The organism is Nocardia jiangsuensis (assembly GCF_042650385.1).
GTDB lineage: Bacteria > Actinomycetota > Actinomycetes > Mycobacteriales > Mycobacteriaceae > Nocardia > Nocardia jiangsuensis.
Genome location: NZ_JBHSAX010000023.1, coordinates 59,194 through 85,802 on the forward strand (window position 1 = coordinate 59,194; position 26,609 = coordinate 85,802).

Here is a 26,609-nt window from a genome sequence, read left to right on the forward strand (position 1 = left end):
ACATTGCCGCTGATCGCATCAGGTTCGCAAACCTTCAAACCGAACAGTCCGTATAGCGGGAATGACTCGGACCTACAATTACATTGAACACATAGAAATGAGACTCCCGATTGGGCAACCAAGAAAAGCTTGAGGTACTTCTCGCCGATTATGCTGCCGCCCGCGACGACGAGCGTGAATTTCCAAATCAGCAAGTCGCAATGTTCAGCGGCGTACTGGCCACACTAACACTCTTCGGAGTCTTCGCAGTCAGCATCGGCGGCCAAAACATCAGCCTGCCAGATCCTGTCGCAGCGGCAACTCCGCTGATTCCCCTCTCATTCTTTTGTCTGCTGCAAATTCTAGGCTCAGAAGCCACAATTCGAAGTTTCTATCTCCGGGCATTAGAACGAGAAATTCGCCGAACAGCATCTGTCACTATTCCACTTGCGGAATACCCACCACTGCGACCAATGATGTACCGCGAGTTGATCGATGAGGCGCGCTCACTGAGTCGTGGAGCGAAACGTCTCAGAGTCATCACTTATATAGTGTTTTTCTCCGTAACATTCGTCTTCATCGGCCTGGTCGCTTATATGGCACGCGACTTCAATGGCGCATTGAAGGCTGCGATGCTCGCCGTATATGGACCAGCCATTGTTCTGCTCTACCTAGAAGCTGTCCAAGCTACCGTGAAGGGCCGACAGTACTTCGAATCCGTAGTGAATAGTGCAGATTTACGCTTACACGAGTCGCTCAGGCCTCCGCCGTCCCCTCCTTCGGGCTCTTTGTTGAGGCAGCCAGGCCTGATCGCCTACCTAATCCTTCCACGGCCGAACGATTTACCAAAAGGACTGTTTTTCCCTGTTGGCGTTATGGTGTTGGTTACACTCAGGCCAGAGATCGCGGGGCAGTCCTTCTTCTGGCAGCGGGTATTGATTCTCTGGTTCATACTGGAGTTCCTGATCTACCAGGGTCGCTATCAGATAAATGACGTTCGCGGGATCAAAGAGGATGCGGTGTCGCCTGGAGCAGTACAGCGGCGACGAATACCAACAGCTTCACTCGACCCATCAACAGCCGTAAAGGTGGTACTTTTCACTGTTCTAGTTCGATTTGCCTTATCGGTTATATTGTGCGGACTCAGCTTTATTTCTTTCTTTCATCATGTTTTGCCAATGATAATCGGCGTTTGGCTCATTGCTGCCCTATACGAGTTTTTCCGGGGACAAGAGAGGAAAAGGTTCGAGGCGTCCACCTCGATATCCATACCACCCAAATCTACCATGCTAGCTGTTGTCGTTACCGTACTCGTCGGCCTAGGTTATCCCGTGCGGATGCTACTCGGAGTCTTCCTCCCTCCCACAAATGGTGAAGGGCAAGATGTTCCATGGGAGTGGAAGTGGCCGTGGAATTCTGAGTACGTATGGACGGATGGTGGCATCAACCCAATCGCGCTGGAACCTCAAGTCTCGTGGCAGCTGATCGCTACACTTTTCGCATATAGCTATCTTCTCGGCATTATCTTCGTGTCAATGACGTGGTGCCTAGAAGGCGGAAGCTACGTAACTCGATCCGCTGGTCCATTATCCTTCTCAACCGTTATAGCAGGTGCAACTTACTATTATGATCGCAAAATTTTCAAGAAGCCGCACTTGCCCCTGATGACTGGGCAGCTTATCTGCGATTTCAGCCTACAATCGACGCCTTTTGGCACCCCCGTAGATGGAAGGACCGTGAAGTGGTTGCTTCGCGGTTCGAAGAGGCGGGGTGTGTGGAACCTTGCTATATTCCCATGCTCGGTTCTCGCTGTAGTCCTGGTGCCTGAATTCTGGAAAGCGCCAGGCGGGGATTTGTATTGGTCGGCTGGCGCAATTTTTATTCTCGTGGAAGTTGTATGGATTTTCCACCGTCGACGAAGCGCACTATTGGGTCGTCTCTACCTGGTGATAACTGCCGCTTCTGGGCTCGTCATGATCGCAGCTTCGCTAGGCGCGGCTCACTCAAAGCAGGTCCCGCCGAATTCAACTCAAACAATCCTCTATACAGGTCTCAGCTTGGCCGCTCTCGCGTTACCTATGGGACTCTATAAGTTTTTCGAACTGCAATCATATGAACAAGTAATGAAGCCGATCGTACCGCCCGGCATTCTAAATAAATTCGCTCGCTTTTTGCTCCGTTTGATTGTAGGAAAGGAGACTGCTTCACTTCTCTGATCCGGGATTCGCTGGCTTCTCTGAGCAGTCCCCGATAGTGCGACCACCTGGGAGTAGAGCCTGTGTCCGGTGCGTCCGCAGTGACCGCTGGCACCGACTACGAGCCGGCACGTTTTCGTCGGTGACGGCTGCGCACCTGCAAGCCCTCCTGCTTCCACAAACGGTGGACCCGTTTGCGGTTGACCCGATGTCCTTCGTCGAACTGCAACCCGCCCAGGCCCGACGGAACCCGTGACAGGGGTTCTTGCGCGCGTATTCGCGCAGCCAGGCCCGTGCACCGACGTCGGGATCATCTGGTGTCTGGTCGAGGGGCAGCCGCCGGAAGGTGGACCGATGCACCCCGACGACCTTGCAGGCGAACCGCTCAGACACGCCCTTGACCTGCACGAGCATGTCCACCGCCCGCCGCTTGGCCGCCAGGCTCAGAAGTTTCCCTTCGCGATCTCCCGCAGCGCGTCCTTCTCCAACTCCGCATCCGCCAACAACCGCTTCAACCTGGCGTTCTGCTCCCGCAGCTCCTTCGCCGCGTCGGCGTCCACACCGCCATACTGGCGGCGCCAGTTGTACAGCGTCGCCGCCGAGATCCCGATCTCGGCCGCGACCTCTTCGCCCGTCCTACCGGCGGCGGTCAGCTCGTCGGCTCGCCGCAGCTTCCGCACGATGTCCTCCGCGGAGTGCCGCTTGCGTCCTGCCATGTCCCTCAGTGTCCCTTCTCGGCCCTCACCAGACCAAACAGGACTCTAATACCGGGCGGTCTCAATCACGGGGGACAGCTCACTCACGCCTGACAGACAAGCCAGGGCACGATGGAGAGACACAAGTTGCAGACCGAAAGCGGGGACATGGAATTTTATTCCAGCGCATACGTCATGACATACAAATCGCTCATGGAGGATGTCAAGAACCTGCTCGTTGCGCACCCGGCTCAGAGTGGATCGCCCGGTCGGCCAGCGGGAGACACTGGACCACTACTCCGGTCCTCGATAGTGCTGCTGCACACGGCTTGGGAGAATTACGTCGAGCAGATCGCGATCGAGGGGCTCAATGACCTGCTGAAGCAAATCGGCTCCGACCATACTAGGCTGCCCCATCGACTGCGCTCCGAACTTGGGGCAGCAAAGAACCCATGGGCGCTCGCTGGCGACAGCTGGAAGACGGAGGCCCGCGCCGCCGTCGAGCGTGAGGCTCACCGACTCAACACTCCCAACGTCGCGAATACAGAGAAGCTTCTCGACCTCGCGGTCGGCCTCCCGAATGCCCTCCACAGTGTTTCGTGGCGAGGTGTCAGCAACCAGAAGGTGCGAGACAACCTAGACGAATTCGTACATGAAATTCGGGGCGAGATAGTACACAAGGGCATTACGCCGGGACCACTCCACAAAGCTGGCGTCGAGGGGTGGATTAGATTTTTCGATCGTCTCGTTTCCCAGGTTGATTCGAAGGTGCTCAAGCATAAAATCTAACCCGACTGATCTACTTCAAGAAATGCGGGGCGACGCGGTCTGCGCGCCGCCGGGAGAGGCATGGTTCAAGATAGACAAACTCACGGATCTGCACGTGAATAGGGGTCGTCAATCCACGGGTCCCCGTACTTGTCGTAAGGGTCGCCGAGCTGACGCAGCCGAGCAAGCCCTGCCTCGGTGATCTCTGCGCGAAGAACCTCGTTAACGTAGATCTCACCGTCCGCGATCTGCAGGTAGCCGGGCTCACCATTATAGCCATTCGCTACACGCGCGATCGACTCGGCGACAGGAACGTCCCACGCAGTCCAAGGTCGGACCGGCGCGGTGAACGAACCGAACCGAATCAGGCCGCGTTCCCCTAGGTCTCGCATCACGTCCAAGACGTAAGCCCGGGAGTAGTTGTCGGGCTCAAGCCTCGCCACGAGGACATCGAAGTCGTTCAGAGGCGTCCAGTCATCAGCGATCGCGTACAGGAGAAAGTTCTCGGTCTTCTCGTCCATTAGGGCAGATGAACCTTTCGGATTTGACCCCCTGGGTATTTGATCTCGATCGTAACCCCTCCACTCGTACTGGATTCGCGCAACGCGATTTCCGTTCCGTCCGAAAGCCTGCTCCGCTCTCCAGGAGCATTGCTTCCCGTCACGGGTTTGCCATTGACAGTCAGGTCTTCGTACAGTTGCCGTATCTCGGCTTCCGTCTCCATTTGCCGATGAGGTTTGCTTCTTCCTCGATCGGTTCGGTCCAAGAGAATGCCTTGAACTTCGTCCCGGTTCGTGGGTCCGGTCGCCGGAACTGGTTTGCCGCTGGCGCTCTCATCACTCGCATCGGTTTCATCGTCCAGGTACACCCGCATTGCGATGATCGAGGCGAGTCCACTGCCGACCTCGGTCAGGCTGGGAATACCATGGAAGGCTGAGAGAGTGACGTAAGCAGTAGCGGTGGCCGCACTGAGCCCAACCAGCTCCAGCCATCTGGTCGAGACGTACGCGGTACGAATCGCGTTGACCGCGTTCGCGATCAACGCGACGGTCCCGCCCGACGCCGCCACCGCACTGGCCCCGAAGGTGAAGAACGCCGTCGCGACCCCGATCACCACCGTGGCGGCGATCGCCGCGGCGGCCGTCGTCACATCGGTCGAGATCTGATCGCGGATCTTCTCGGTCCCGTCACGGAACGCCGTGACCCGCTTCGACAACTCCATCGACGTCGACGCGAGCTGGGTCGAGGCACTGTGCAGGGAGTCGAAGTGCCGGAGGAGCGGATCGAGGTTGGGGTCCTGCATGGTGTCGAACATCGCTTTGATCGCGGCGATCTGGGCGGGGGCGCCGGTGATCGTCGTGTTCGCCGCGAACTTCTCCCAGCCGTCCTTCGCTTTCGAGAGGTCGGAGACATTGCCGTTGGGGAGCTTGCCGAACGCTTCGATGATCTTGTCGGCGAAGAGGTCGAACAAGCCCTCGCTGTCGGCGTCGTCGCGACTGGTGCCGAGGCCGTTGTCGCCTACCGCGCTGGGCAGTGCCACCCGGTGCTGTTCGAGTTCTCCGACAGCCGGGCGGGCCGGTGCGGGATTGCTGCGGTTGTTGATGCCGTGGTTGTAGCCGAAGGCGGCGATGACGTAGCCGAGGTTCGACAGGGCATCGGCCATATTGGTGCAAGTCTGCAGGGTGCTGGTGGAGAGAGCGTCGTAGTCGCTTCCCCACTCGCGGCAACCGGGTGCGTCACCGGCCATACCGCTGCAGTCGTTCTTCAGGACCGCGTGTAGCGGAGCGTCGGCCCGCCGGATCTCACCGGCCAGATCGTGGCACTTCTGAGCCGCTTCGTAGTACACCTGCCAGTCGATGAGCTGGCTCATTCGCCGCTGACCATCCGCCGATTCAGGTCGTTGGCGCGGGTGTAGCGGCCGTGCATGGTGCGGGCGGCGTCGCTCATGTCCCGCAGGCCGGTGACGAACTCGCGGGCGCCCGCGGTCCACTGGGTGTGGGCGTCGGCGTAGGCCGCCGCGGCGCGCCCCTCCCAGCCGGTGCCGGTGAGGGTGGCGATCTTGTCGTCGATGTCGTCGAGATTGTCGGCGATGAAGCCTGCGAGGCCGGAGATGCGCGCGACGATATTGTCGAGTTCTTCCAGATTCACCGAGAACTGTGAACTCATGGCGCACCCCGCAGGTTCATGGCGCATGCGCTGTAGGACAGCGCCCCCCGGTATCGCTCATGGAACGACGGTACCAGCAGCCTCCGGCACCGATACCGACCGGAAACATTACCCCGTCCCCACACCATGCCCTCCGGACAACCACGCACTCGCCCCCACTGCGATAGCGTCGAACCGCGGGGACCGGGTGATCGAAGACATCGACCGAGGAGCGAAGTACATGGGGGCACTCCTGCCTACGTTGCAGGCCAATCACCTGCGCGAAGGCTTGACCGACTACCTCGCGACCACCTTCGCCCTCACCGACCCGGACGCCCAGGCCGCGCTCATCGACTTCGTCGGCCACCCCCGCGACGGCATGTTCAAGGGCCCCTACGTGCGGCTCCGCCTCCCCTTCGCCCCGGCCCGCGGCAACTGGGGCATGCACCTGGACTGGCTGCCGAAGGGTTTCGTCCCCTACGGCCACCAGGCGAGGGCGTTCGAGCGGCTCTCCACCAAGTTCCAGCCGCGGCCGCAGCCGACATTGGTGACCACCGGTACCGGGTCGGGCAAGACCGAGTCGTTCCTCATTCCGATCCTCGATCACGTGCTGCGGGCGAAGAAGCGGGGCGTCGCGGGGATGAAGGCGCTGATCATCTATCCGATGAATGCGTTGGCGAACGATCAGGAGCAGCGGCTTGCCCGGTTGATCACCGGCAGTCCCGAACTGGCTGGGGTGAGTGCCGGGCTGTACACCGGGGAGCAGTCGTCGGGTGGCCGGACGATGGTGTCGGCGGACGGGCTGATCACGGATCGGCGGCTCATGCACGATTCCCCGCCCGACATCCTGCTCACCAACTACAAGATGCTCGACCACCTGCTGCTGCGGCCGGATCGGGCGGCGATGTGGCGGCAGTCGGCGGAGTCGCTGCAGTACCTGGTGCTCGACGAGTTCCACACCTACGACGGGGCGCAGGGCACCGATGTGGCGATGCTGCTGCGGCGGCTCGGGCTGGCGGTGAAGTCGTACTCGACGGACCACGGCGAGGTGCGGCCGCTGGGGCGGATCACGCCGGTGGCGACCTCGGCGACGCTGGGCGGTCAGGGTGAGCCGACGGCCATGCTGGAGTTCGCGCACACCGTGTTCGGCGAGGTGTTCGCGCCGGAGGCGCTGGTCGGAGAGACGCGGCTGGGGCTGGACGAGTGGCTGGCGGATCGCGCTACCGACCTGGACCGGCGGTACCTGCCGATCGCGCCCGCGGTCGAGGACGCGGTCAGCTCGCTCGACGCGCTGAAGCGGACCTCGCCGGGCAATGCGCAGCTCACGGCGGCGGTATTGGCGACGCTGTTCGAGCGCGCGGGCGACCGGCACCTCGAGCCGGGGGAGCTGGCTGCGGAGCTGCGGCGGCTCGACGAGGGCGAACAGCTCGACCTGCTGAAACAGCACCAGCTGTTCGTGCGGCTGGTGGAACGGGCGCAGGAGGCGGTGTCGCTGGCCGAGCTGGCCGCGGTGCTGCTGCCGGCGCCATCGGGGGAACGGGACAGCCCGAAGTCGCAGGCCACCCGGCAGCGGTACCTGGACTTCGTGTTCGCGGCGCTCTCGCACCTGCGGGCCGAGGTGGGGCGGTCGGCGCTGAATGTCGATGTGCACCTGTGGGTTCGGGAGCTCTCCCGGATCGACCGGGCGCTCGCGGTGTCGGCGGGGTTCCGCTGGGCCGATGACGGCGCCGCGGAGGGGGCGGAGGTCGAGTACCAGCCTGCGCTGTTCTGCCGGCACTGCGGGCGCTCGGGCTGGGGTGTGCGGATGGCGCCGACCGGCAGCTGGCTCGACCCCGACCAGGAGTCGGTGCGCAGCCTGCACCTCACCGGGGACGCGCGGATCCGCGCGCTGATCTCGGCGCCGCTGGAGGCCAGGCAGGAGGCGGCCGTCGAGGGGCTGCGCTGGCTGCGGCTCGGCGACCGGGAACTCAGCGACGAGACGCCCGACCCGGAGAGCGCCGAGGTGCTCGAGGGGCAGGCGTTGCCGGTGCTTGTCCTCACCGGGCCGGGCGCCGACGAGGAGTCGCAGAAGGACGTGTGCCCGGCCTGCAATGCCGCCGACGGCATCCGGTTCCTCGGCAGCGCGGTGGCGACGCAGCTCTCGGTGGCGCTGTCGAACATGTTCGGCGACGCCGATCTGGACGCCGACGAGAAGAAGGCGCTCATGTTCACCGACAGCGTGCAGGACGCCGCGCACCGGGCCGGTTTCGTGCAGGCCCGCTCACACACGCTGAGCCTGCGCTCCACGCTGCGGAACGCGCTGGGCGCGACGGCATCCGGCGGGGCGATGGTGACGCTGGCCGAGCTGTGCGACGCGGTGCTCGACCGCGCGGGGACCGATCCGGCCCGGCGCTACCACCTGCTCGCCCCTGACGTCGTGGAGCGGGACGAGTTCGTCGCCTTCTGGCAGCCGGACAAACCCGCCGCCGAGCGGCGCACGGCGCTGGCCCGGGTGCGCAGGCGGGTCCAGTTCGACATCGACCTCGAGTTCGGGTTGCAGTCCCGCCTCGGCCGCACCCTGGAACTCACCGGCAGCGTCGTCGCGGAGGTCGCGCTCGACGACGCCGCCGGGCTGGGGCGGCGGGCGCTCGACGGCGCGGAGCACCAGCTCGCCTTCTCCGAGCCCGCGGTCACCGCGGTCGGCCGGTGGGTGCGCGGCACTGTGGAGCGCATGCGCACCCAGGGCGCGATCCGCCATCCGTGGCTGGACACCTTCGTGCAGCGCGATGCCAACCGGCGTTGGGTGTGGGGCGGGCGGCCGCGTGGCCAGGGCATGCCCGCCTTCCCGAAGGGCCGCCCGGCGCCTGCGTTCCCGGCGATCGGGGCGCGCACCGTCCCGGAGGGCTTCGACCCGATCACCGCGCCCTCCTCCTGGTACGCCCGGTGGGCCGCGCGCTGCCTCGGGGTGTCGCCGTTCGAGGGTGGCTTCCTGGCGCGGTCGCTCTTCGCCGTGCTCGCCGAGGAGCGGGTGCTGACCACGGTCACCACCGAGAAGGGGCTCACGGCTTATCTGTTGAGCGACAGGGGCATTCTGGTCGGCGCCCCGGCGCTCGCCGATCTGGAGGCGGGCGGGCACCTGCTGGTGTGCGGGGTGTGCCAGACCCAGAATCCGGGCAGCGCGACCGTGGTCGACCAGCTCGACGGCGCCCCCTGCCTGCTCACCCGCTGCCCGGGCACCCTGCACCGCGCGCACCGGGGCGAGAACTTCTACCGCAGGCTCTACGACCGCTCGGAGATGAAGCGGGTGGTCGCCCGCGAGCACACCTCGCTGCTGCCCACCGCGACGCGGTTGGAGTACGAGACCAAGTTCAAGCAGGGCAGCGCCGACCCGACGGCGCCGAACGTGCTGGTCGCGACGCCCACCCTGGAGATGGGCATCGATATCGGCGACCTCTCCGCGGTCATGCTCGGCTCCATGCCGCGCACCGTCGCCTCCTACCTGCAGCGGGTCGGTCGCGCCGGGCGGCTCACCGGCAATTCGCTGGTGCTGGCCTTCGTGCGCGGGCGCGGCGAGCATCTGCCGAAGCTCTACGACCCGCTCTCGGTGATCTCCGGCGAGGTGCGGCCGCCGGCCACCTTCCTCACCGCGGAGGAGATCCTGCAGCGCCAATACGTCGCACACATCGTGGACCGGCTGGCCAGGCAGCCCGGCGCGCTGGACCCGGTTGACGCCCGCGCGGTGCTCGGCAGCCTGGACGAGAACAGCTGGATGGCCGGGCTCATCGGCACCGCGGAGGCCGAAGCGGACGAGCTGCTCAACGGCTTCCTCGCCCAGTTCGGCGCGCTGCTCGACGACCCCGCCCGCACCGGCCTGCGCGGCTGGGCGACGCCGGGCGGGGACGACGGCAGCGGGCTGCGGCGGCACCTGACCGAGGCGGTGCACCGCTGGCGGCGCGACGTCGACGAGCTCGTGGAACGCCGCACCGCCATCGACGCCGCCATGCCCGAGTTCGAGCAGCGCGCCAACTCCCCCGCCGCCACCGACGACGACCGGCGCGCGCTGCGCTCGGCGAAGGGCACCTTCCGGCTGATCGGCAGGCACCTCAACGACCTCACCACCGAGCACTGGGTCGGCGTGCTCGAGCGCTACGGCGTGCTCCCGAACTACACCCTGCTCGACGACTCGGTGACGCTCGACGTCGGCATCACCTGGATCGACCCGGAGAGCAACGAGTACCAGGGCGACACCGAGACCTATCAGCGCGGCGCCAGGAGCGCGCTCACCGAGCTGGCCCCCGGCGCCACCTTCTACGCCCAGGGCCTCGCCGTGCGGATCGACGCCATCGACCTCGGCGCGGGTGAAGCGAGCATCCACACCTGGCGCATGTGCCCGTCCTGCGGCTGGGCCGACATCAGCGCGGGCGGGGAGGCGCCGCGGCACCGCGGCAGCTGCCCGCGCTGCGGCGAGGGCGCCATCGCCGATGTCAGCCAGCAGCTGCGGGTGGTGGAGATGACGAAGGTCTCGGCGGAGGTGCGCCGGGACGAGGCCGCCATCACCGACTCGCGCGACGAACGCCACCGCGAGGTGTACTCGGTGCTCACCGCAGCCGACGTGAACCCGGACAACATCACCCGCCGCTGGTTCGCCGCCGAGCACGACTTCGGCGCGGAGTACCTGCGCCACATCGACATCCGCTGGCTCAACATGGGCAGGCGGACCTCGCAGGGCAGCAGGCGCACCATCGCGGGCACCGAGGTGACCACCGGCCTGTTCCGGGTGTGCTCGGGCTGCGGCCAGCTCGACCGGGTCGCCGGGCGCAACGAGGCCTACGAGCACCGCACCTGGTGCCGGTTCCGCCGGGCCGCCGACGAGGCGCACGTGCGCGATATCGCGCTGGCCCGCACGCTGCGTACCCAGGCGGTGCTGCTGCACGTGCCGCCCGAGCTGCGCTACGACACCTTCGCCTACCCGAGCCTGAGCGCGGCGGTGCTGCTCGGCCTGCGCCAGGTGATCGGCGGCGCCCCGGAGCACCTCGACGTCGTCGCCATCCCCGACGCCCTGCACGACCGGAACCAGCAGGCGCTGCTCATCCACGACACCGTCCCCGGCGGCACCGGATACCTGGCCGAGTTCGCCGACCCCGGCAAGGTGTGGTCGGTGCTGGCCGCCGCCAGGGAGCTGCTGCACGCCTGCTCCTGCGCCGAGGAGTCGCGGCTGGCCTGCCACAACTGCCTGCTCCCTTTCACGCCGCCCAACGAGCTGGACAGAGTCTCGCGCCGGACCGCGGCGAAGATCCTCGACCGGATTCTCGATGCCGAGGGCGCGGAGCCGTCCTGGCCCGCGTGGTCCGCCTCGATCGTCGAGGAGAGCCCGGCGAAGGCGGTCGGCAGCAGGGAGTCCCCGCTGGAGCGCCGGTTCTACCGGGCGTTCCTGGAGCGGCTGCGGCTGCTCGGCGCCACCATCAAGGAGACGCCGGGCACCTACGCCAACAAGGCCACCATCACCGTGCCCGGCCCGCACCCCAGGACCTGGACCCTGACGCCGCAGGTGCAGATGGGCAACAGCCTCCCGGACTTCGCGCTGGAGACCCTCGACCCGGACATTCCGGTGATCGCGATCTTCGCCGACGGCAAGCGGTACCACGCCGACCCCGCCGCGAACCGGGTCGGCGACGACGCCCGCAAGCGCGAGATCTTGCGCTCGGGCGGGGTCATGGTGTGGTCGTTCGGCAGCCAGGACCTGGACCGGTTCGAGGCCAAGGCGCACGTTGTGCCGTCCTGGTATTCGGCGAAGGGCAGCCAGTTCATTGTCAAGCAGGGCACCCTGCGCCGCGCTGTGGTCGACCTGGTCGTCCACGACCCGGTGACCCAGCTGTTCGAGTTCGTGGCCGAGCCCGATATCGTGGAGTGGGCGAAGGTCGGGCGGTGGCTGCCCGCCATGTTCCTGGTCGGCAACTACGTGCGGGGCGACGGCGGCACGCTCGGCGAGTGGGCGCTGGCCCTGCTGGATCGGCCCGATACCGCCATCGCCACCGGCGACCACGCCTGCGCGTCGTACGTGGACGGGCCGCTGACCCTCACCGCCGCCCTGCGCGCCGACACGAAGACGGTGACCGCGGTGCTCGTCCTCGATGACCGCGACGACGCCATCGGTGGCCGGGACGGCGACGGCTGGCGGGACTGGCTGCGGCTCTCGAACTGGCTCGGGCTGAACGACACCCACCTGGTCACCACCCGCAGCCTGCTCTCCGGCGATGCCACCGCGCCGGAGCCGCGTGCCGAGGCCGGAGATCTGACCCCGCAGTGGCAGCGGCTGGTCGACGAAAGCATCTCCGACGCGGAGCGCACCCTCGTGCTGGCTCTCGCGGAGGCCCGAACACCGCTGCCGACACAGGGCTTCGAGACCGACGACGGCGACGTCGTCGACCTCGCCTGGCCCGGCCCGCTGGTCGGCGTGCTATTCGACGGCGACGAGAGCGCCACCACGACCCTGACCGCCCAGGGATGGACGGTATGCCCGCCGGAGATGACCCCGATCATCGCGGCCCTGACTGCGAACGGAGCCCTGTGATGGCCAACATCGTCATGACCAACGAAAGCAAGGCCCCGGCCAAGCTCGACGGCTCACTCGTGCAGCGGGTCTTCGCCTTCCTCGCCAAACTGCAGGCCGACGACACCTCTCCCGGGCTGCACATCGAGCCGCTGAAGGGCGCGGTCGACCGGCGGGTGCGCACCGGCCGGGTGGACCTCAACCACCGCGCCGTGCTGTTCCGGGTCGACCCCAAGGAGGGCGGCACCACCTACGTCTACCTGGGGACCTGGAAGCACGATGTCGCCAACGGCATCGCCGAACGGGCCGTCCTGCAGGTCAATCCGGTCAACGGAATCCTCGAGGGTGTCGTCGCCGAAACTGTGGAGGTGCCCGCCGCCGAGCCGGAACGTCCCGCCGCCGAGCCGAAGCAGGCGCAGGGCTTCCTCGCCGCGGCCGGTTTCGGGCTCGGCGACCTCACCGACCGCCTCGGGCTCGACGCCTCGCTGGCGCGCCGCGCGCTCGCCGCCGCCGACGACTTCGAGCTCACCGACATCGCCGCCGACGCCGTCGAGTGGCAGGCCGACGCGCTGATCGAGCTCGGCAGCGGCACCAGCATCGACGACATCCGCGAGAAGTACCGCTTCCCCGACGCGCCGGTGGACACCACGGCCGACGAGGACGACCGGATCATCGAGGCGCTGACCAGGCCCGCCTCCCGGATGCAGTTCACCTACATCGAGGGCAGCGACGAGCTGCGCCGGGTGATCGAGGGCGGCGACTTCGCCGCCTGGCGGGTCTTCCTCCACCCCGAGCAGCGCGAATACGCCGAGAAGGACTACAGCGGCCCCTTCCGGCTCTTCGGTGGCGCAGGCACCGGGAAGACGGTCGTGGCGATCCACCGCGCGCGCAACCTGCTCGCCCGCAACCCCGCGGCCCGGATCGTGCTCACCACCTTCAACAAGACGCTCGCCAAGAACCTCGAGACCGACCTGCGCGCACTCGACCCCGGCATCGAGATCGCCAAGCGCCCCGGCGACCGCGGCATCTACGTCGCGGGGCTGGACAAGCTGGCCAACGACATCGTCCGGCAGGCCGACGACATCGGGCCCGCGATCGAGGCGGTGCTGGGGGTGCGCACCGAGATCCCGGTCGCAAGGACGCGGCAGGACCAGGTGTGGCGGGATCTGGTGCAGACCATCGACAGCGGCCTGGAGCCGCGGCTGGCCTCGGCCTGGTTCCTGGAGACCGAGTACACCTCGGTGGTACTGGCGAACAAGATCACGACAGTGGAGCAGTACGCGCGGGTCGCGCGGGCCGGGCGCGGGGTGCGGCTGTCCCGGCAGCAGCGGCTCGCGATCTGGAAGCTCGTCGCCGCGTATCGGCGGCGCAGCCGGATGGACGAGACGCTCGGCTTCGCGGAGATTCTCGCGATCGCGTCGGAGTACCTGCGGCAGCGGGCGAGCGCGGTCGCCGATCACGTCATCGTGGACGAGGCGCAGGATCTGCACGCGACCCACTGGCTGATGCTGCGGGCGTTGGTCGCCGAGGGGCCGAATGACCTCTTCATCGCCGAGGATTCGCATCAGCGGATCTATGGGCAGCCCGTTGTGCTCGCGCGGCTCGGCATCAAGATCGTGGGGCGGTCGCGGCGGTTGACGTTGAACTACCGCACGACGGCGCAGAATCTGGCGTTCGCGGTCGGGGTGCTCAGCGGGGCGGACTATCACGATCTCGAAGAAGGCAAGGAGACCGCGCACGAGTACCGCTCGGCGCGCACCGGGCCGATACCCGAACTCCTGGCCTGCGAGTCGGCGGCAGCCGAGCTGGAGGCGGTCGCGGGCCGGATCAACGAGTGGCTGGATGACCCGGCCGTCGAGCCGTCCACCATCGCGGTGCTCACCCGCGGGCTGGGTGATCGCGGTCAGCTGGTCCGGGCGCTCGCCGAACGCGGGATCAGCGCGCGGGTGCTGGACGACAACCCGGCGCTGCCGGGGCACGTCCAGGTGCTGACCATGCACCGGGCGAAGGGGATGGAGTTCTCGCGGGTGATCCTCGCGGGGATCGATGAGGCCCATGTGCCTGCGAAGGCCGGATTCGCCGGGGTGCCGGAGGAAGAGGTGAACGAGGCGCGGCTGCGGGAGCGGTCGCTGCTGTACGTAGCGGCGAGCCGGGCTCGAGATCAGGTGATCGTCACGTGGAGTGGGCGGCGGTCGGAGCTGCTCGGGTAAGTGCCATCGCTCGGCAGCGCCGAGGCCGCCCACAGCAGAGATCAGGCCTTGAAGTAATACCAGGAGTCACCGAGGTGGACGTACTCGTGATCGAGGTCGCTGACGGGGGCCGCACCGTTCGGTAGGTAGAGGAACCCGCTCCGCACTCCCGGGTAATGCTTCGACAGGTAGAACTCGCATTCTCCACCGGGCCCGCTCTCGACGTGGTGGAAGTCGTAGACGCCTACGGTTTCAGAGCTGTACGAGTCGTCCGATCGCTCGCCCTGCAGCGTGTCGCATTCCGCGGCGGCCCGATCCATCTCGCTTCGAGCCAGCAGCCAACCGATCCGGCCGGGGACCGCGAACTCGACCAAGACCACGGTCGCCACCACACAGAGGGGAACCAGAAGCCCCAGGCGCCACCAGCCCGCGTACCGCACGCAGCCGACGGCGATCAGTACGAACCACACTGCTGCGGGTACGGCGACCAGTAAACCGAATTGCAGCCAGAATTCCTCGTCGGCGAACACGGTCACATCCGCCCACACCTTCAGAGCGCAGCACAGCGCGGTCGCAGCGGCTGCCACCACCATCATCACCTTCCAGGCCGCAGGCACCGGCGGCCTGGAAGGCTCAGGCGACTCCCTCTTCGACATGTCTGTACTCCGTGTTCCCATTGGCCGGATTCTCGTTCACCAACGTATAACGCAGCGGAACCTGTTCACCGGTGTACTTGTCGGTCATGGACACGCCCATATCGGAGGTGAACCGGCTCCAGTCGTCTGGAGGCATTGTCTGGCAGCCCGCACTGGCCACGTCCCCTTCTCGCCCGCAATGCCAGAACATGGACTCCCCACCCGGGCCGGTGGCATTGTCGGCGAAGAATCCGTCGTGGTTCGTATCGTATTCCGCCGCGACTCGAGCGCCTTCTGGCATGGTGAAGACGTTGCCGTCCCCTACCGTGTCGTGCTTGTTCTTGAACCAGTTGTGTCCGTACTCGTAGGTTCCTGCGGGAAGGCGGCCCAGTTCTCGCGTTCCATCGCCGTTCACGTCCCGGGTCTCACTGGGGTTGTCGATGTACCGTGCCGTGGGGTCCGTGTTCGCCCGGTATTCGCTCACGTGCCGGACGCCGTGGTCATCGACCCAGATCAGGACAGCTTTGTCGTCATAGACTCCCTGTCCGTTGTTCGCGAAGACATTGGTTTCCCGGCGAATCGCGATCATATTCTTCCGGTCCGGTCCGGAGTCGACAGAGCCACCATTCTTCTCGATGAGGGACGCGTAGTAGTCGTACTTTGCATCGATCTCCTGCTGGGCGGGCGAGGTCTGCCCAGGAGCGAGAATTACCGGATCCGACACCCCGAGCAGCTGACTGCTCGCGTTGTCCGCGCTGTCACCTTCGCCGAGATTGTCGCCCCGGGCGCGGACTTCCTCCGCCGCAGCAGTAATGGCCGTGTGAATCCCGACCTGGGCTCCGAGCAACTCGTTGAGAGCGGTGGCGACAGCCGTCTGGTGATCCGCGCGATCGGCTTCGCGATCGGCCGTGGAGCTGCCCGGGGTGACCACCGTCCAGCTGTCGGACACGGTGAAACCGTCTTCAGTGGCGAGAGCGACCTTGTCGAGAACGACCCGGCGATAGTCGGTGAGCACCCCGCCACCGTGAATCATGGCGTCGGCAAGCTCATCGACCGCTTGCTTGACCTTGTTGCCATTGTCGCGATCCCCGACGACTCGGTCATAAGCCGACCAGTACGCGTCACCCTCCCACTGTTTGCCCGCATCCCGGATTTGCGCGGCGGTGCTGTCGATGAGACCGAGGAAGTCGGTGTTGCGCGCCTTGACTTCGTTGCCGGCTTCGGAAAGTTTCCACGGTTCCCACGATCCGAGCTGGATACGAGTCGGGATCTCGGTCACAGGTCCTCGCCCATCTGCGCGAGCTGGTCGCGAAACTCGTTCTCGGTGACCTCGTAGTTGTCGGCGCTACCTCGGCACAGGTTGGCGACTCGCCGATGCCGCATGGCCATCCGCAGCCACGCGCCCTCGATGTACTCGGTCGCCGTCGCGCAGGCAGCACCGAGCGGAGATCCCGGCAACGCCGCGGTGACCGTGTCTCCTTTGGTGCGGACGTCGAGCGCGTCGACTTTGCCGCCGATGTCTGCCATCGACTGCGCGAGCGCGCGTAGCTGCTGTGGATCGACCTGCATATCCGTCCCCCCTGCGATACCTTCCCCACCACATCACATCCCGATGGCCACCGGCAAGCCGAAGTACTGATCGACGAACTCCAGCAGTTCAGCGCCGTCGCCCCGGTAACCGATCCCACCGAGCCCGTTACCGCCCGGATTCGAAACGTCGATTTTCCGCTGAAAGCACTTTGAAATCGTTGGCAGCGAGCGAATATCAGCTTCCAGGCGGGAGCGTGATGACCACCTCGGTGGCTATCTCGGCCAAATCCGCACACGGGTCACCCGGGTGCACGCTGTGCCGCGTGAAAAGAAACCACAGTCCACCCACGGCCATATCGACGAGCAATCGACACTTGTAGACGTCCGAGCTCCCGGTCTGCGGGCCATTCTGCACCGCATCTCTGCCACCGATCCGCACCGGCTCGAAAGTCTCTTTGTACGCGATCTCTGGATAGCCGAGTTCAGCGGCCGTGGTAGCGATGAGAAGTGCGTAACCATCTGTCGAATTGAGATAACGGCATACGCGCCCCGGCTCGCCTCCTATCACATTCTCCGATCGATAGCCGCCAAGCATTTCGAGGCCACGTCGCTCCACGATATCCGGTGACATGTCATCACAGGGTCCGAAATCGGCAAGCACCGGCTGCGAGGAGGTCGCGGAAGTCGAAGTCTCGCCATCGACCGCGCCACAAGCAGACAGGCTTAAAACGGCGGCGATGACGGCCGAACCGGAAGTCACGACACGACTTCGATTCATACTCCTGCCCTTCCAGGGCTCAGGACGGGCTGCGGGAGTTGCGCGGTGATGCGGTCGATCGCCGCCTCGTCGTTGCGGCGCACCGCATCGGCGAGGTCGGCTCCGTCGCCGCGGCCGAAGCAGGCGGCCTGGGTATCGGCGTCGGCCACGTCCAGGCTGGAGCCGAGCAGATCACCGGCGGAGCGGGTCTCGACCGCCTGCTCGGTGATCCGCTGCGCGGCCTTGGACACCGCGTCCTCGAACGGCCAGCGGGCGCCGTCGATCAGCTCCTGGTGCGCCTGCCTGACCTCGGGCTCGGCGGTGTCGTAGTCCATCACCTTCCACACGTCGTCGATCACCATGCCGAGCGCCTGCGCGTCCGCGACCCGGCCGAGCAGCGACTGCCGGTGGTATTCGACGTCGTTGGCCGCGGCCTCCACCACGCCGACCAGCTCGTCGATCTCCGTCGCGAGTTTGCGCACCTGGTCGTGGTCCTGCGCCACCCGGTCGTAGGCGGCGTCGTAGGCACGGCCCTGCCATGCGCTCGCGGCCGCCTGGAAATGGTTGCGGGTCGTGTCGGCCTCGTCCATTTCGTTGCCGCGAGACTCGGCCAGCTGCCGCGCCCAGGCCCGCACCGGCTCGACGTTCCAGGATTCGACGGTGGAGCGCCTAAGCACGGTGCACGTCCAGGGCGGCGAGTTTGCCCGCGAACTCTTCCTCGGTGGTCTCCGTCCGGTCGGCGCAGACCACGCACACCGTGCCGACCTGGCGGTAGCGTTCCGCCGCGCGGAGGTAGGCGCCCTCGACGAACTCGGCGGCCTGCCCCAGGGCCTGCGCGAGCACGGACGGTCCGCTCCAGTCCGGCAGTGCTGATCCCAGCGCGTCGGCGCTGGTGCGGACATCGACCAAGTCGATGTGATCACCGGCCTCGCCCAGCTTCCCCGCGAGAATTCGTATCTGCTCGATATCGGCATGCAGCATCCGCCCGGCCCCCTTCGTACGCTCACGTCCCCGGCGCGGACAGCGTAGCTGTGAGCGAGGGAACCAGACAATGCGGTCGGAAGGGTTCGGGTTCCCGCCGGGCACAAGCTCGGCACGATGTCGGTGCCCGGCTCTATCGTGGTCGCTATGCGCAACGGGGGTGGTTCGCAATCGGAGACGGAACCGGGCGGGGTGGCGAACCTCGACCTGTTCCGCTACTTGGCTGCGGAGGAGCGCGGCGATTACCTGGCGATCATGTCGCTGTTCACGGCGTCGCTGCTCGCCGACATGTCGGCGGCGGCGGTAGCCGAGCAGTTGGCAGCGGCGGGAACCACGCTGCCTGCCGAAGTCGTGGAGGCTCGGTGTAAACAGCTCGTCCGCTGGGGGAATCTCATCCCTTCACTGCGGGACGCCCGGGTCGGCACGGTGGCCGAGTATCTGCGGGCGCGCTCGCGCTACCAGGTGTCCACCCTCGGTGGCCGGGTACATCGGAGCGCGCTGGAGATCATGGCCACCGCCGATGGCGCGCGTGAGGTCGCCCGCGAGCTGCTGGGGCGGATCGCGGATGCGCTCGCGGAGATTCCCGGGTTGCTGGACGCCGCCGCGACCCCCGAGCGGGACGAGCGGCTGGCGGGCATCGTGACCACGATCTTCAACAACCAGCGGCTGTTCACCGCCAGCGTCACCGACTTCTACGCCTACCTGTCCGGCGTGCTCTCCCGGTTCGATCTGGGCGGCGACGAGTACGCCCGGTTCAAGGAACTGCTGCTGGACTACGTCGACCTGATCAATGCCGATGTCAACCGGCATGCTCCGCTGATCGCCCGTGCGCTGGACCGGGTGCTGCCCCGGGGCGACGAGCTGCTGGCCGTCCTGGACGCGCTGCCGGGGCTGAGCCTCGGCGACGAGGTCGCGGTCGAGCGCTCGGCGGGCCGGTCGCGCACGGACTGGACGCAGCTGCACCAGTGGTATTCGGGAGCGGATTCGGGCCCAGGGCAGCTGCGCAATGCCGCCGGGCAGGCACTCGGACAGCTGATCGCCAATGCCAAGCGCATTCTCGACTCGTCCCGCACCGGGTACTCGCGCCGCGCCGACCTACTGCGCCTGGCGAAATGGCTCGAGCACTCCGCCGACGACGAGGCGAGCCGGTTGTTCGCGGCGGCGTTCGGCGCCTGGCCGACCAGGCATCTCGGTCTGGGCCCCGACGAGCCCGACCCGCGGGTGTCGCCGACGACATCGTGGCGCGCCGCGGACCCCATCGAGGTTCCGGTCTCGCTGCGCGAGCGGGGAAACCGGGTGTCGCGCGGCCGGGTGTCCCGCGTTCCCGATTCCAGCGCCGATCGCAGGGCTGTCGAGGCCGCGGCCCGTGCCGAGGCGCGGCGGCACCGCGAAGCCGCCGCGGAACTGCTCGCCTGCGGGAAGCTCGACGGCGGGAGGCTCTCGGCGGCGGCCCGCACGGTCCTCCTCGACCTGCTGGCCAGGCTGCTGGCGGTGCGCACGGATTTCGCGGACGACATCGTCCTCGTCGACCACGACCTCGGGCTGGTGGTCGCGGCCGTGGCGGGCGGGCACACCCGGGTGGAATCCCCGGACGGCACGCTGACCGTCGACGGGTACACGCTCTCCGTCCGCCCGGTGGCGGAGGCGGGCGGCGCCGGGGCTCTGCGGGTGGCCCGATGAACGACGACACCGGTCGGCCCAGGTCGCTCGGCACCCGGTCGTACGAGGCGGCCGCGGTGCGCGAAGCCGCCCGCGTCCTGCTGGAGACGCCGATCGTGACGGCAGCGCGCGCCCCGGATTCGCTCGCGCTGATCCGGCGCCATGCGGCAGCGCTGCGCACGATGTTCGGCGCCCAGCTCGGCTACCAGCTCGTCGTCGAGCCGGGCTTCGCGCGGCTGGCCAAGTCACCACCGGAGGCCGATGCCCCGCTGCGCAATCTCGCGCGCCGCAGCGGGACGCCGCTGGACGCCGCGACCTACACGCTCGTCGCGCTGGCCTGTGCGGCACTGCTCGCCCCCGGTGTCGGGGAGCAGATCCTGATCTCGCAACTGGTCGCCCAGATCCGTGCCGATGCCGCCGAACAGCGGATCGCGCTCTCCGACGGGCTGCCGGGGCGCAGGCGGCTGGTGGCCGCCCTCGGGGTGCTGATCGAGTGGGGGGTGCTGACCGAGACCGACGGCACCGTCGCGCAGTGGGGTGACAGTCAGGACAGCGAGGGGCTGCTGACGGTGTGCAGGCCACTGCTGCCGCACATCCTGATTCGATCGATCGGGCCCGCCGTCGGGCCGGACGACGTGCTGGCCCCGGAGACCGGGGCTCCCCGCCAGCGGCTCCGGCGCAGGCTCACCGAGAACCCGGCGGTGCTGCGGGAGAACCTGAGCCCAGAGGAGCTCGACGTGCTCTCCAGGGAGCGGAACGAACTCGCCCGGCTGCTCAACGACAACTTCGGCCTGACCCTCGAGGTCAGGGCCGAGGGCGCGCTGGCCTACGACCCGGCCGACGCACTCGGCGATGTTGCCTTTCCCGGCCCCGGCACCGTCAAGCAGGCCGCGCTGCTGCTCATCGGCGAACTCGCCGATCGTGGCGATGGCGAGTACTTCCCGTTCGATCTCGTCGACACCGTGCTCGGCACGCTGATCGAGCGGCACCGGCGGATCTGGAAGGCCGAGTACGGCGCGGCTCCGGGCCGGCTCCGCGAGGACATCGTCGAGCTGCTGCGGTCGCTGTGCCTCGCCGAACGGCACGACGGCGGGCTGCGACTACTGCCGCCCGCCCACCGGTATCGGCCGCGGATCACCGTGAGCACGCAGCTCACCCTCGAGGTGCGGGGGGAGGAATCGCCGTAAACGCCACTCCGGTCAAACACTTCGAGGAGCGCTGGCGGCTCGTCCGCGCGGGCGTCGTCAATGTCTGGCACTACCTGGACACCGAGTTCGCGATCTCCGGTGGCAGGCTCATCCTGCGCGGCGCGAACGGCTCCGGGAAGTCGCGGGCGCTGGAGATGCTGCTGCCGTTCCTGTTCGACGCGGACCGGCGGCGGATGGACGCGACCGGGTCGCAGAAGGTCAGCCTCGACGAACTGATGCGCACCGGCGCCCGCGGCCAGACCAACCGGATCGGCTACCTGTGGCTCGAGCTCGCGCGCCCCGACGGCCATCTCACGCTCGGCGCGCACATCAGGTACAGCGCATCGGCACACCGATCGGAGGTGCAGTTCTTCGTCACCGGCCGCCTGGTCGGCGCGGAGCTGCCGCTGCTCGACGACGACCGGCAGGCGCTCTCCAGGGAACGGCTGCGCGACCTGATCGGCGCCGACGCGCTGACCGACGCCGAGCAGCATCGGGAGCACGTCCGCGCCCGGGTCTTCGGGCTGCGCGGCGACGGTGACCGGGACAGGTTCACCGGGCTGATCCAGCTGCTGCACACGCTGCGCTCCCCCGATGTCGGCAACCGGATCGACGAGGGCAAGCTTCCGCAGATCCTCTCCGACGCGCTGCCACCGCTGAACGAGCGGACCCTGGAAGCGGCGGGGGAAAGGCTGGACGGGCTCACCGCGACCCGATTGGCGCAGGAACAGCTGGCCGGAACCCTGGAGCAGGTCAGGCGCTTCCACGCGGTCTACCGCGGGTATGCCGCGGGCGTGCTCACCCAGAGCGCCGCAGCGCTGCGAACGGCGGCCGCCGGCCTCATCGAAGCCCGACGTACCCGCGATGAACTCGCCGGTACGCGCGATGGATTCGAGGCGGCCGAGAGCGCCGCCGAGGTCGAGGTGACCGAGCTGACCGCGACCAAGGCCGAGTTGAAGGACGCCATCACCGCGCTACGCGAACGTCCGCTCTTCGACGACCTGAAAGACCTGGAACAGTACGAGTCGACGGTGGCCGCGCTGCGTAACGGTGCGGAGCAGGGCCTCGGCACCGCGCGGCGTTCACGGAAGGCGGAGGAGACCGCCGCGCAGCGGTACGCCGACGCCGCGGCGGGGTTGCGCGAGGCCGCAACCGAGGCGGGCGCGGCGCTGCGCGAGGCGGCGGCCGCGCTCGCCGCCGTCGATCTCCCGCACGGCAGGTTGCCCGGCTCGATCGGGGTGGAATCCACCGGCGAGGAGCAGACCATCGACGCCGTCATGGACTCCCTCGACCAGGCGCCGATCCCGATCACCCGCCCGCGGGCGGCCGTACTCACGCTCGTCCCCGGCGAGCTCGCCGAGACGCGGGCGGGTGCGGAGGCGTCGCACCGGGCAGCGGCCGACCGGCGGGACAAGGCCGACCGGCGGGTGCGGGAGGCACGGCGGCTCGACGACGAGCACCGCCGGATCCGGGGTCTGGAGGATGTCGCCGCGGACCGGGAGGACAGCGCCGCCGACGCGGCGGCGCGGACCGAGGCCGACGCCACGGCCAGGGATCAGCTCGCCGTCGAGATCAACCGCGGCTGGCGCGATTGGCTCGCCGCGCCAGGCACCATGCGGTTGCTGCCGGAGGTGGACCGTGCGCACCCCGTCCTCGCCGCGCTACTCGCCGATCCCGAGGCACTCTGCGGCGACGCCGACGACACACAGCTCACCGGTCTGGACGCGCTGGCCGCCGAGCTCGCGCAGCCGGTCAGGGACGAGCTCGTCGGGCGCTCGGCCGCGATCACGCTCCAGGTCGAGCAGCACCGCGCAGGCATGCGTGCGCTGCGGGAGCGGCAAGTGCGACTGCTGGCCGCCGAGGACCCCGAACCACCGGCGGCGCCGTGGCAATCCACCGGCCGCGGCATTCCGCTCTGGCGGGCCATAGATTTCCGCGAAGAAACGCCCGAATCCGAGCGCGCGGGAATCGAGGGCGCGCTGCTCGCCGCCGGGCTGCTGACCGCCTACTGCACCACGGCGGGCGAACTGCACGCCGAAGACGGCGAGGTCCTGCTGCGCGCGGGGCAGCCGGCCGCCGCCGTGCCGCTCTCTCTGGTACTGCGGCCCGATCCCGCCGCACCAAAGGCGACCACCGCAGTCGAGCAGATTCTGGCCGCGATCGGGTGGCGGGATCCGGACGCGGTGACCGCCATCGGCGGGGGCGGCAGCTGGCGCAACGGCATGCTCAGCGGCAGGCACCACCCGCCCGCCGCACGCCACATCGGCGCGACCGCCAGAGCCGCGGCGCGCCGCGCCGAACTGCTCGAGATCGAGCGCGAGCTGGATGAGATCGCCACCGCGATCGAGGAATTCGAGAGCGAAGAGCTGGAGCTGCGCGGCCGCCGCGACGAGCTGGACGACCTGGTACGCAACGCACCGCGCTCGCAGAAACTGGTGGCCGCCAGGCAGCACGCGCGGACGCAGGAAGGCCACGCGACCCGGCTGCGCGCCGAAGCGGTCACCGCCAGGGCGGCCGCCACCGCGCACCGTGCGGCGTGGAGCGCGGCTGAGCGCGAACACCGCGCGCTGTGCGAAGGATTCGGTCTCCCCGCCGAGCTCGACGACCTCGTCCGGTCACGCGATGGGTGCGAGACCGCTCGCGCCGCCTGCGCCGCGCTGGAACGGAGCTGCCGGGACACCGAACGGCAACGTGCCGCGGCGGACAGCGCCTACCAGCGGCTCCTCGACAGCCGCACCCAGCGGGCGGAGGACGAGGCGACGGCAGCCCACGGGCGCGACCTGTGGCAGCGCGGAGCCGTCAAGCTGGAGGCGCGCCGGGAAGCGCTGGAGCTCCCGCTGCAGCAGCTGAACGCGGAAATAGCGCGCAGCGAAGAGGAACTCGGGCGCACGCGAGTCGAGCTCGGCGCGGCGACCACGCGCCGCGACGAGGCCCGCGCGAAGAAGATCCAGGCGACCTCCGACCACCGTTTCGCGGAGGTGGCCGTGCGCGAGGGCGCTGTGGCACTGCGCCGGGCGGCCGAACTCCTGGACGCGCGGCTCCGGCTCCCCGGACTCACCGCCGCCGCGACCGATACCGCGCTCCCCCCGATTCCCGACCCGCAGGACGTGGCGGCCTGCGTCGATACCGCGGACACGATCATCGCCCACCTGCGCGGCCACAAGGCGACGACCGACGCGCAGCTGGGGAACGCACTCGCCCGCTTCGGGGCCGATACCTCCGGTCAGCTCGATATCTCGCAGACCGACGGGCCCGGCGTGATCCTGGTGCACATCGAGGGCGCCGAGCACCACCACGACCTCCCCGCGGTGCTGGCGCACCTCACCGACAAGGTCGAGCGCGGCCGACAGGCGCTGACCGAGCGGGAACGCGAGGTCTTCACCGAGTTCATCCTCGGCAATGTCACCGACGAGCTGCGCCGCCGCGCGCTGCAGGCCGGGCAGCTCGTCGACGCGATGAATGCCAGCCTGGCCCACACCAGGACCAGTCACAACATCGGCGTACGGCTCCGCTGGGAACTGAACGACGCCGACCCCGAGCTGCGCAGGCTCATGGAGCTCGTCGGCAAGGCCGACGAGCTGCGTCCGGACGACGACAGCGAGGAGCTGGTCGCGCTGGTCCGGGCGCGGGTGGAGCGGCAGCATGCCGCCGACGCCGCCGCCGGGTACGCCGCCCACCTGCGCGAAGCGCTCGACTACCGCTCCTGGCACGCGGTCGAGGTCACCATCCTCGGCCCGGAGCAGGGGCAGACCAGGAAGATCTCGCGGCGCGCCAAGATCTCCCAGGGCGAGACCCGCTTCGTCTCGTACGTGACGCTCTTCGCGGCCGCGGACGGCTACCTCTCCGGGCTCCCCGATGCCGCGGGCGCCCTGCGCCTCGTCCTGCTCGACGACGCCTTCGCCAAGGTCGACGAGCGGGCGATCGGCGAGCTCATGGGGTTGCTGGTCCGGTTGGACATCGACTTCGTGATGACCGGCCACGCGCTGTGGGGTACCGTCCCCGAGGTGCCCGCGCTGGACATCTACGAGATCCGCCGGATGGGCGACAGCTGCGTCGTCCCCACCCACATCCACTGGGACGGACGCAACAAACACTTCCTCACCACGGTGGGCCGCTGATGGCCATCCCGCCGCGGGCCCGCGAATTCCTCGCCGCACCGAGCCTGGACGAGTTCTGGGCGAAACTGCGCGAACGGCTCGAACGCACCGGTCACGCCATCAGCGGCACGGTCAGGACGGATCTCGATTCCGATGCGGCGGAGCGGATTTCCGGTCTGCTCGCCCGCAGGGTGGCCCCCGGCCGGCGCACGGTGTCGATCTCCGAACTCGACGCGGCGCTGCGGCACAGCGCCGCCGGAGCCGGGTTGATCACCGTGCTCGCCGAGCTGACCGGCGGCCAGCTGCGCGATCGCCCCTCGGAGCGGATGGCCCGCCAGGACATCGTGAGCGCGCTGTGGGCCGAGGTCGAGCGGGTGCTCGAGGACACCGGGCTGGCGGCGGCGCCCTGGGCCGAGACGTGGAAGCAGTGGCTGCACGGCACCGGTCTGCTGCTGCGTGCGGCCGCTCCCGGGCACGCCGAATTCGCCACCGCCGCGCAAGCTGTCGCGACAGCGCTGGACGACCGGCGGCAGCCACCCCGGATGCTCGGCCAGCTGGCCACCGAGGTGGCCGGTGACGCGCACGCGCTGGACAGCGACCGGCTCGCCGGCCGCCTGGCGATCCGCGCGCTGAGCCTGGCCTTCGATCGGCCCGACCCGCTCACCCCCCGCGATCGCAGCACGCTGTGGCAGCTCGCGGGCATTACCGTCGACGCGGTCTCCGGCACCGTCCTCACCTGGGGGCTGCGCCCGCCCGGGCGCGATCAGTGGTCGGCGATGCTCCGCACCCGTACCGAGCTGGGGCTGGTCACCCACCTCACACTCGCCGAACTCACCGCCTACCCCATCCCGCTCACCGCCCCGGACATCACCGTCGCCGCCTGCGAGAACCCGCAGGTGCTCCAGCGCGCGGCGGAGAGCGGGGTGTCGTCGCCGCTCGTCTGCTTCAGCGGCAATCCTTCCGCCGCAGGCATTGCGCTCGCCGAACGTGTCCGCATCCGCTACCACGGCGACTTCGACTGGCCCGGCATCGGCATCGCCGCCCGGCTGCATGCCCTCGGCGCCGAGCCGTGGCGGATGTCCGCCCGCGACTACCTCGCCGCCATCGACTCCGGCGTGCATCGGCTCCCGCTCACCGGTCAGCAGGTACCGACGCCATGGGATCCCGAACTCGCACCGACCATGCGCCGTACCGGGCTCGTCGTGCACGAGGAGTCCCTTCTGGAGGTGCTGCTCGCCGACCTTCGGTGATCCTCGCCCTCCG

General features: G+C 68.0%; 19 protein-coding genes. 8 read left to right on the forward strand and 11 right to left on the reverse strand.

Annotated features, from left to right (window positions below; translation table 11 throughout):
• The first annotated feature begins 110 nt into the window (after nucleotides 1-110).
• The gene (locus ACFO0B_RS27695) at nucleotides 111-2,195 is read left to right on the forward strand and encodes a hypothetical protein (protein WP_378615967.1); all 2,085 of its coding nucleotides are present in this window, start codon (nucleotides 111-113) and stop codon (nucleotides 2,193-2,195) included.
• Nucleotides 2,196-2,292: 97 nt separating this feature from the next.
• Here the strand turns inward: ACFO0B_RS27695 and ACFO0B_RS27700 are convergent, their stop codons facing one another.
• Together ACFO0B_RS27700 and ACFO0B_RS27705 are read right to left on the reverse strand one after the other, a co-directional pair.
• A complete protein-coding gene (locus tag ACFO0B_RS27700; RefSeq protein ID WP_378615969.1) occupies nucleotides 2,293-2,403 on the reverse strand; it encodes an IS3 family transposase in 111 nt (36 codons plus the stop codon).
• A gap of 214 nt (nucleotides 2,404-2,617) precedes the next feature.
• A complete protein-coding gene (locus ACFO0B_RS27705) occupies nucleotides 2,618-2,890 on the reverse strand; it encodes a transposase (protein ID WP_378615971.1) in 273 nt (90 codons plus the stop codon).
• 192 nt (nucleotides 2,891-3,082) lie between these two features.
• Between ACFO0B_RS27705 and ACFO0B_RS27710 the strand changes: the two genes are divergently transcribed.
• On the forward strand, nucleotides 3,083-3,658 hold the full coding sequence (locus ACFO0B_RS27710; RefSeq protein ID WP_378615973.1) for a HEPN domain-containing protein: 576 nt from the start codon (nucleotides 3,083-3,085) through the stop codon (nucleotides 3,656-3,658).
• 80 nt (nucleotides 3,659-3,738) lie between these two features.
• On the opposite strand, the gene ACFO0B_RS27715 is transcribed toward ACFO0B_RS27710, so the two are convergent.
• From ACFO0B_RS27715 to ACFO0B_RS27725, 3 genes are read right to left on the reverse strand one after another with little or no spacing between them, the layout of a single operon-like run.
• Complete coding sequence (locus tag ACFO0B_RS27715) at nucleotides 3,739-4,158, reverse strand: hypothetical protein (RefSeq protein WP_378615975.1); 420 nt, start codon at nucleotides 4,156-4,158, stop codon at nucleotides 3,739-3,741.
• Nucleotides 4,158-5,507 carry a hypothetical protein gene (locus ACFO0B_RS27720; RefSeq protein ID WP_378615977.1) on the reverse strand — a complete coding sequence of 450 codons (1,350 nt, stop codon included), beginning with the start codon at nucleotides 5,505-5,507 and terminating at the stop codon, nucleotides 4,158-4,160. Before ACFO0B_RS27720 ends, ACFO0B_RS27715 begins: the two co-directional genes overlap by 1 nt.
• Nucleotides 5,504-5,803, reverse strand: coding sequence for a WXG100 family type VII secretion target (locus ACFO0B_RS27725; protein WP_067655985.1), 300 nt, complete (start codon nucleotides 5,801-5,803; stop codon nucleotides 5,504-5,506). The genes ACFO0B_RS27720 and ACFO0B_RS27725 overlap by 4 nt, the downstream gene beginning before the upstream one ends.
• Nucleotides 5,804-6,023: 220 nt before the next feature.
• Here ACFO0B_RS27725 and ACFO0B_RS27730 point away from each other — a divergent pair, with 220 nt between their 5' ends.
• Together ACFO0B_RS27730 and ACFO0B_RS27735 are read left to right on the forward strand one after the other, a co-directional pair.
• Nucleotides 6,024-12,332, forward strand: a complete 6,309-nt coding sequence (locus ACFO0B_RS27730) for a DEAD/DEAH box helicase (protein WP_378615979.1) — start codon at nucleotides 6,024-6,026, stop codon at nucleotides 12,330-12,332.
• Entirely contained in the window at nucleotides 12,332-14,521 is a 2,190-nt protein-coding gene (locus ACFO0B_RS27735) for a 3'-5' exonuclease (RefSeq protein ID WP_378615981.1), read from the forward strand. The genes ACFO0B_RS27730 and ACFO0B_RS27735 overlap by 1 nt, the downstream gene beginning before the upstream one ends.
• 41 nt (nucleotides 14,522-14,562) lie before the next feature.
• Here ACFO0B_RS27735 and ACFO0B_RS27740 read toward each other — a convergent pair whose 3' ends face one another.
• The 6 genes from ACFO0B_RS27740 to ACFO0B_RS27765 form a co-directional block, all read right to left on the reverse strand.
• Complete coding sequence (locus ACFO0B_RS27740; protein WP_378615983.1) at nucleotides 14,563-15,156, reverse strand: hypothetical protein; 594 nt, start codon at nucleotides 15,154-15,156, stop codon at nucleotides 14,563-14,565.
• Nucleotides 15,134-16,414: a hypothetical protein gene (locus ACFO0B_RS27745; RefSeq protein ID WP_378615985.1), complete on the reverse strand. Its 1,281-nt coding sequence runs from the start codon at nucleotides 16,412-16,414 to the stop codon at nucleotides 15,134-15,136. Before ACFO0B_RS27745 ends, ACFO0B_RS27740 begins: the two co-directional genes overlap by 23 nt.
• Nucleotides 16,411-16,704 (reverse strand): type VII secretion target, encoded by a 294-nt coding sequence (locus tag ACFO0B_RS27750; RefSeq protein WP_378615987.1) that lies wholly within the window; start codon nucleotides 16,702-16,704, stop codon nucleotides 16,411-16,413. The genes ACFO0B_RS27745 and ACFO0B_RS27750 overlap by 4 nt, the downstream gene beginning before the upstream one ends.
• A 196-nt stretch (nucleotides 16,705-16,900) precedes the next feature.
• Nucleotides 16,901-17,425 (reverse strand): DUF3558 family protein, encoded by a 525-nt coding sequence (locus ACFO0B_RS27755; RefSeq protein ID WP_378615989.1) that lies wholly within the window; start codon nucleotides 17,423-17,425, stop codon nucleotides 16,901-16,903.
• 14 nt (nucleotides 17,426-17,439) lie between these two features.
• Nucleotides 17,440-18,099 carry a hypothetical protein gene (locus ACFO0B_RS27760; RefSeq protein WP_378615991.1) on the reverse strand — a complete coding sequence of 220 codons (660 nt, stop codon included), beginning with the start codon at nucleotides 18,097-18,099 and terminating at the stop codon, nucleotides 17,440-17,442.
• Nucleotides 18,092-18,403 (reverse strand): hypothetical protein, encoded by a 312-nt coding sequence (locus tag ACFO0B_RS27765; RefSeq protein WP_378615993.1) that lies wholly within the window; start codon nucleotides 18,401-18,403, stop codon nucleotides 18,092-18,094. The genes ACFO0B_RS27760 and ACFO0B_RS27765 overlap by 8 nt, the downstream gene beginning before the upstream one ends.
• Before the next feature lie 147 nt (nucleotides 18,404-18,550).
• Between ACFO0B_RS27765 and ACFO0B_RS27770 the strand changes: the two genes are divergently transcribed.
• Genes ACFO0B_RS27770 through ACFO0B_RS27785 form a run of 4 tightly spaced genes read left to right on the forward strand, consistent with a single transcriptional unit; the run spans nucleotide 18,551 to nucleotide 26,596 of the window.
• The gene (locus tag ACFO0B_RS27770; RefSeq protein ID WP_378615995.1) at nucleotides 18,551-20,083 is read left to right on the forward strand and encodes a TIGR02677 family protein; all 1,533 of its coding nucleotides are present in this window, start codon (nucleotides 18,551-18,553) and stop codon (nucleotides 20,081-20,083) included.
• Nucleotides 20,080-21,249: a TIGR02678 family protein gene (locus ACFO0B_RS27775; RefSeq protein WP_378615997.1), complete on the forward strand. Its 1,170-nt coding sequence runs from the start codon at nucleotides 20,080-20,082 to the stop codon at nucleotides 21,247-21,249. Before ACFO0B_RS27770 ends, ACFO0B_RS27775 begins: the two co-directional genes overlap by 4 nt.
• A complete protein-coding gene (locus ACFO0B_RS27780; protein ID WP_378616248.1) occupies nucleotides 21,240-25,367 on the forward strand; it encodes a TIGR02680 family protein in 4,128 nt (1,375 codons plus the stop codon). The genes ACFO0B_RS27775 and ACFO0B_RS27780 overlap by 10 nt, the downstream gene beginning before the upstream one ends.
• On the forward strand, nucleotides 25,367-26,596 hold the full coding sequence (locus ACFO0B_RS27785) for a TIGR02679 family protein (RefSeq protein ID WP_378615999.1): 1,230 nt from the start codon (nucleotides 25,367-25,369) through the stop codon (nucleotides 26,594-26,596). The genes ACFO0B_RS27780 and ACFO0B_RS27785 overlap by 1 nt, the downstream gene beginning before the upstream one ends.
• The last annotated feature ends 13 nt before the right edge of the window (nucleotides 26,597-26,609 follow it).

Bases quoted from the DNA above. Each gene is read 5' to 3' on its own strand.
- ACFO0B_RS27705 (WP_378615971.1), bottom strand. From the start codon at position 2,890: ATGGCAGGACGCAAGCGGCACTCCGCGGAGGACATCGTGCGGAAGCTG.
- ACFO0B_RS27710 (WP_378615973.1), top strand. From the start codon at position 3,083: ATGGAGGATGTCAAGAACCTGCTCGTTGCGCACCCGGCTCAGAGTGGA.
- ACFO0B_RS27770 (WP_378615995.1), top strand. From the start codon at position 18,551: ATGCGCAACGGGGGTGGTTCGCAATCGGAGACGGAACCGGGCGGGGTG.
- ACFO0B_RS27725 (WP_067655985.1), bottom strand. From the start codon at position 5,803: ATGAGTTCACAGTTCTCGGTGAATCTGGAAGAACTCGACAATATCGTC.
- ACFO0B_RS27765 (WP_378615993.1), bottom strand. From the start codon at position 18,403: ATGCTGCATGCCGATATCGAGCAGATACGAATTCTCGCGGGGAAGCTG.
- ACFO0B_RS27740 (WP_378615983.1), bottom strand. From the start codon at position 15,156: ATGTCGAAGAGGGAGTCGCCTGAGCCTTCCAGGCCGCCGGTGCCTGCG.
- ACFO0B_RS27730 (WP_378615979.1), top strand. From the start codon at position 6,024: ATGGGGGCACTCCTGCCTACGTTGCAGGCCAATCACCTGCGCGAAGGC.
- ACFO0B_RS27735 (WP_378615981.1), top strand. From the start codon at position 12,332: ATGGCCAACATCGTCATGACCAACGAAAGCAAGGCCCCGGCCAAGCTC.
- ACFO0B_RS27750 (WP_378615987.1), bottom strand. From the start codon at position 16,704: ATGCAGGTCGATCCACAGCAGCTACGCGCGCTCGCGCAGTCGATGGCA.
- ACFO0B_RS27715 (WP_378615975.1), bottom strand. From the start codon at position 4,158: ATGGACGAGAAGACCGAGAACTTTCTCCTGTACGCGATCGCTGATGAC.
- ACFO0B_RS27775 (WP_378615997.1), top strand. From the start codon at position 20,080: ATGAACGACGACACCGGTCGGCCCAGGTCGCTCGGCACCCGGTCGTAC.
- ACFO0B_RS27720 (WP_378615977.1), bottom strand. From the start codon at position 5,507: ATGAGCCAGCTCATCGACTGGCAGGTGTACTACGAAGCGGCTCAGAAG.
- ACFO0B_RS27785 (WP_378615999.1), top strand. From the start codon at position 25,367: ATGGCCATCCCGCCGCGGGCCCGCGAATTCCTCGCCGCACCGAGCCTG.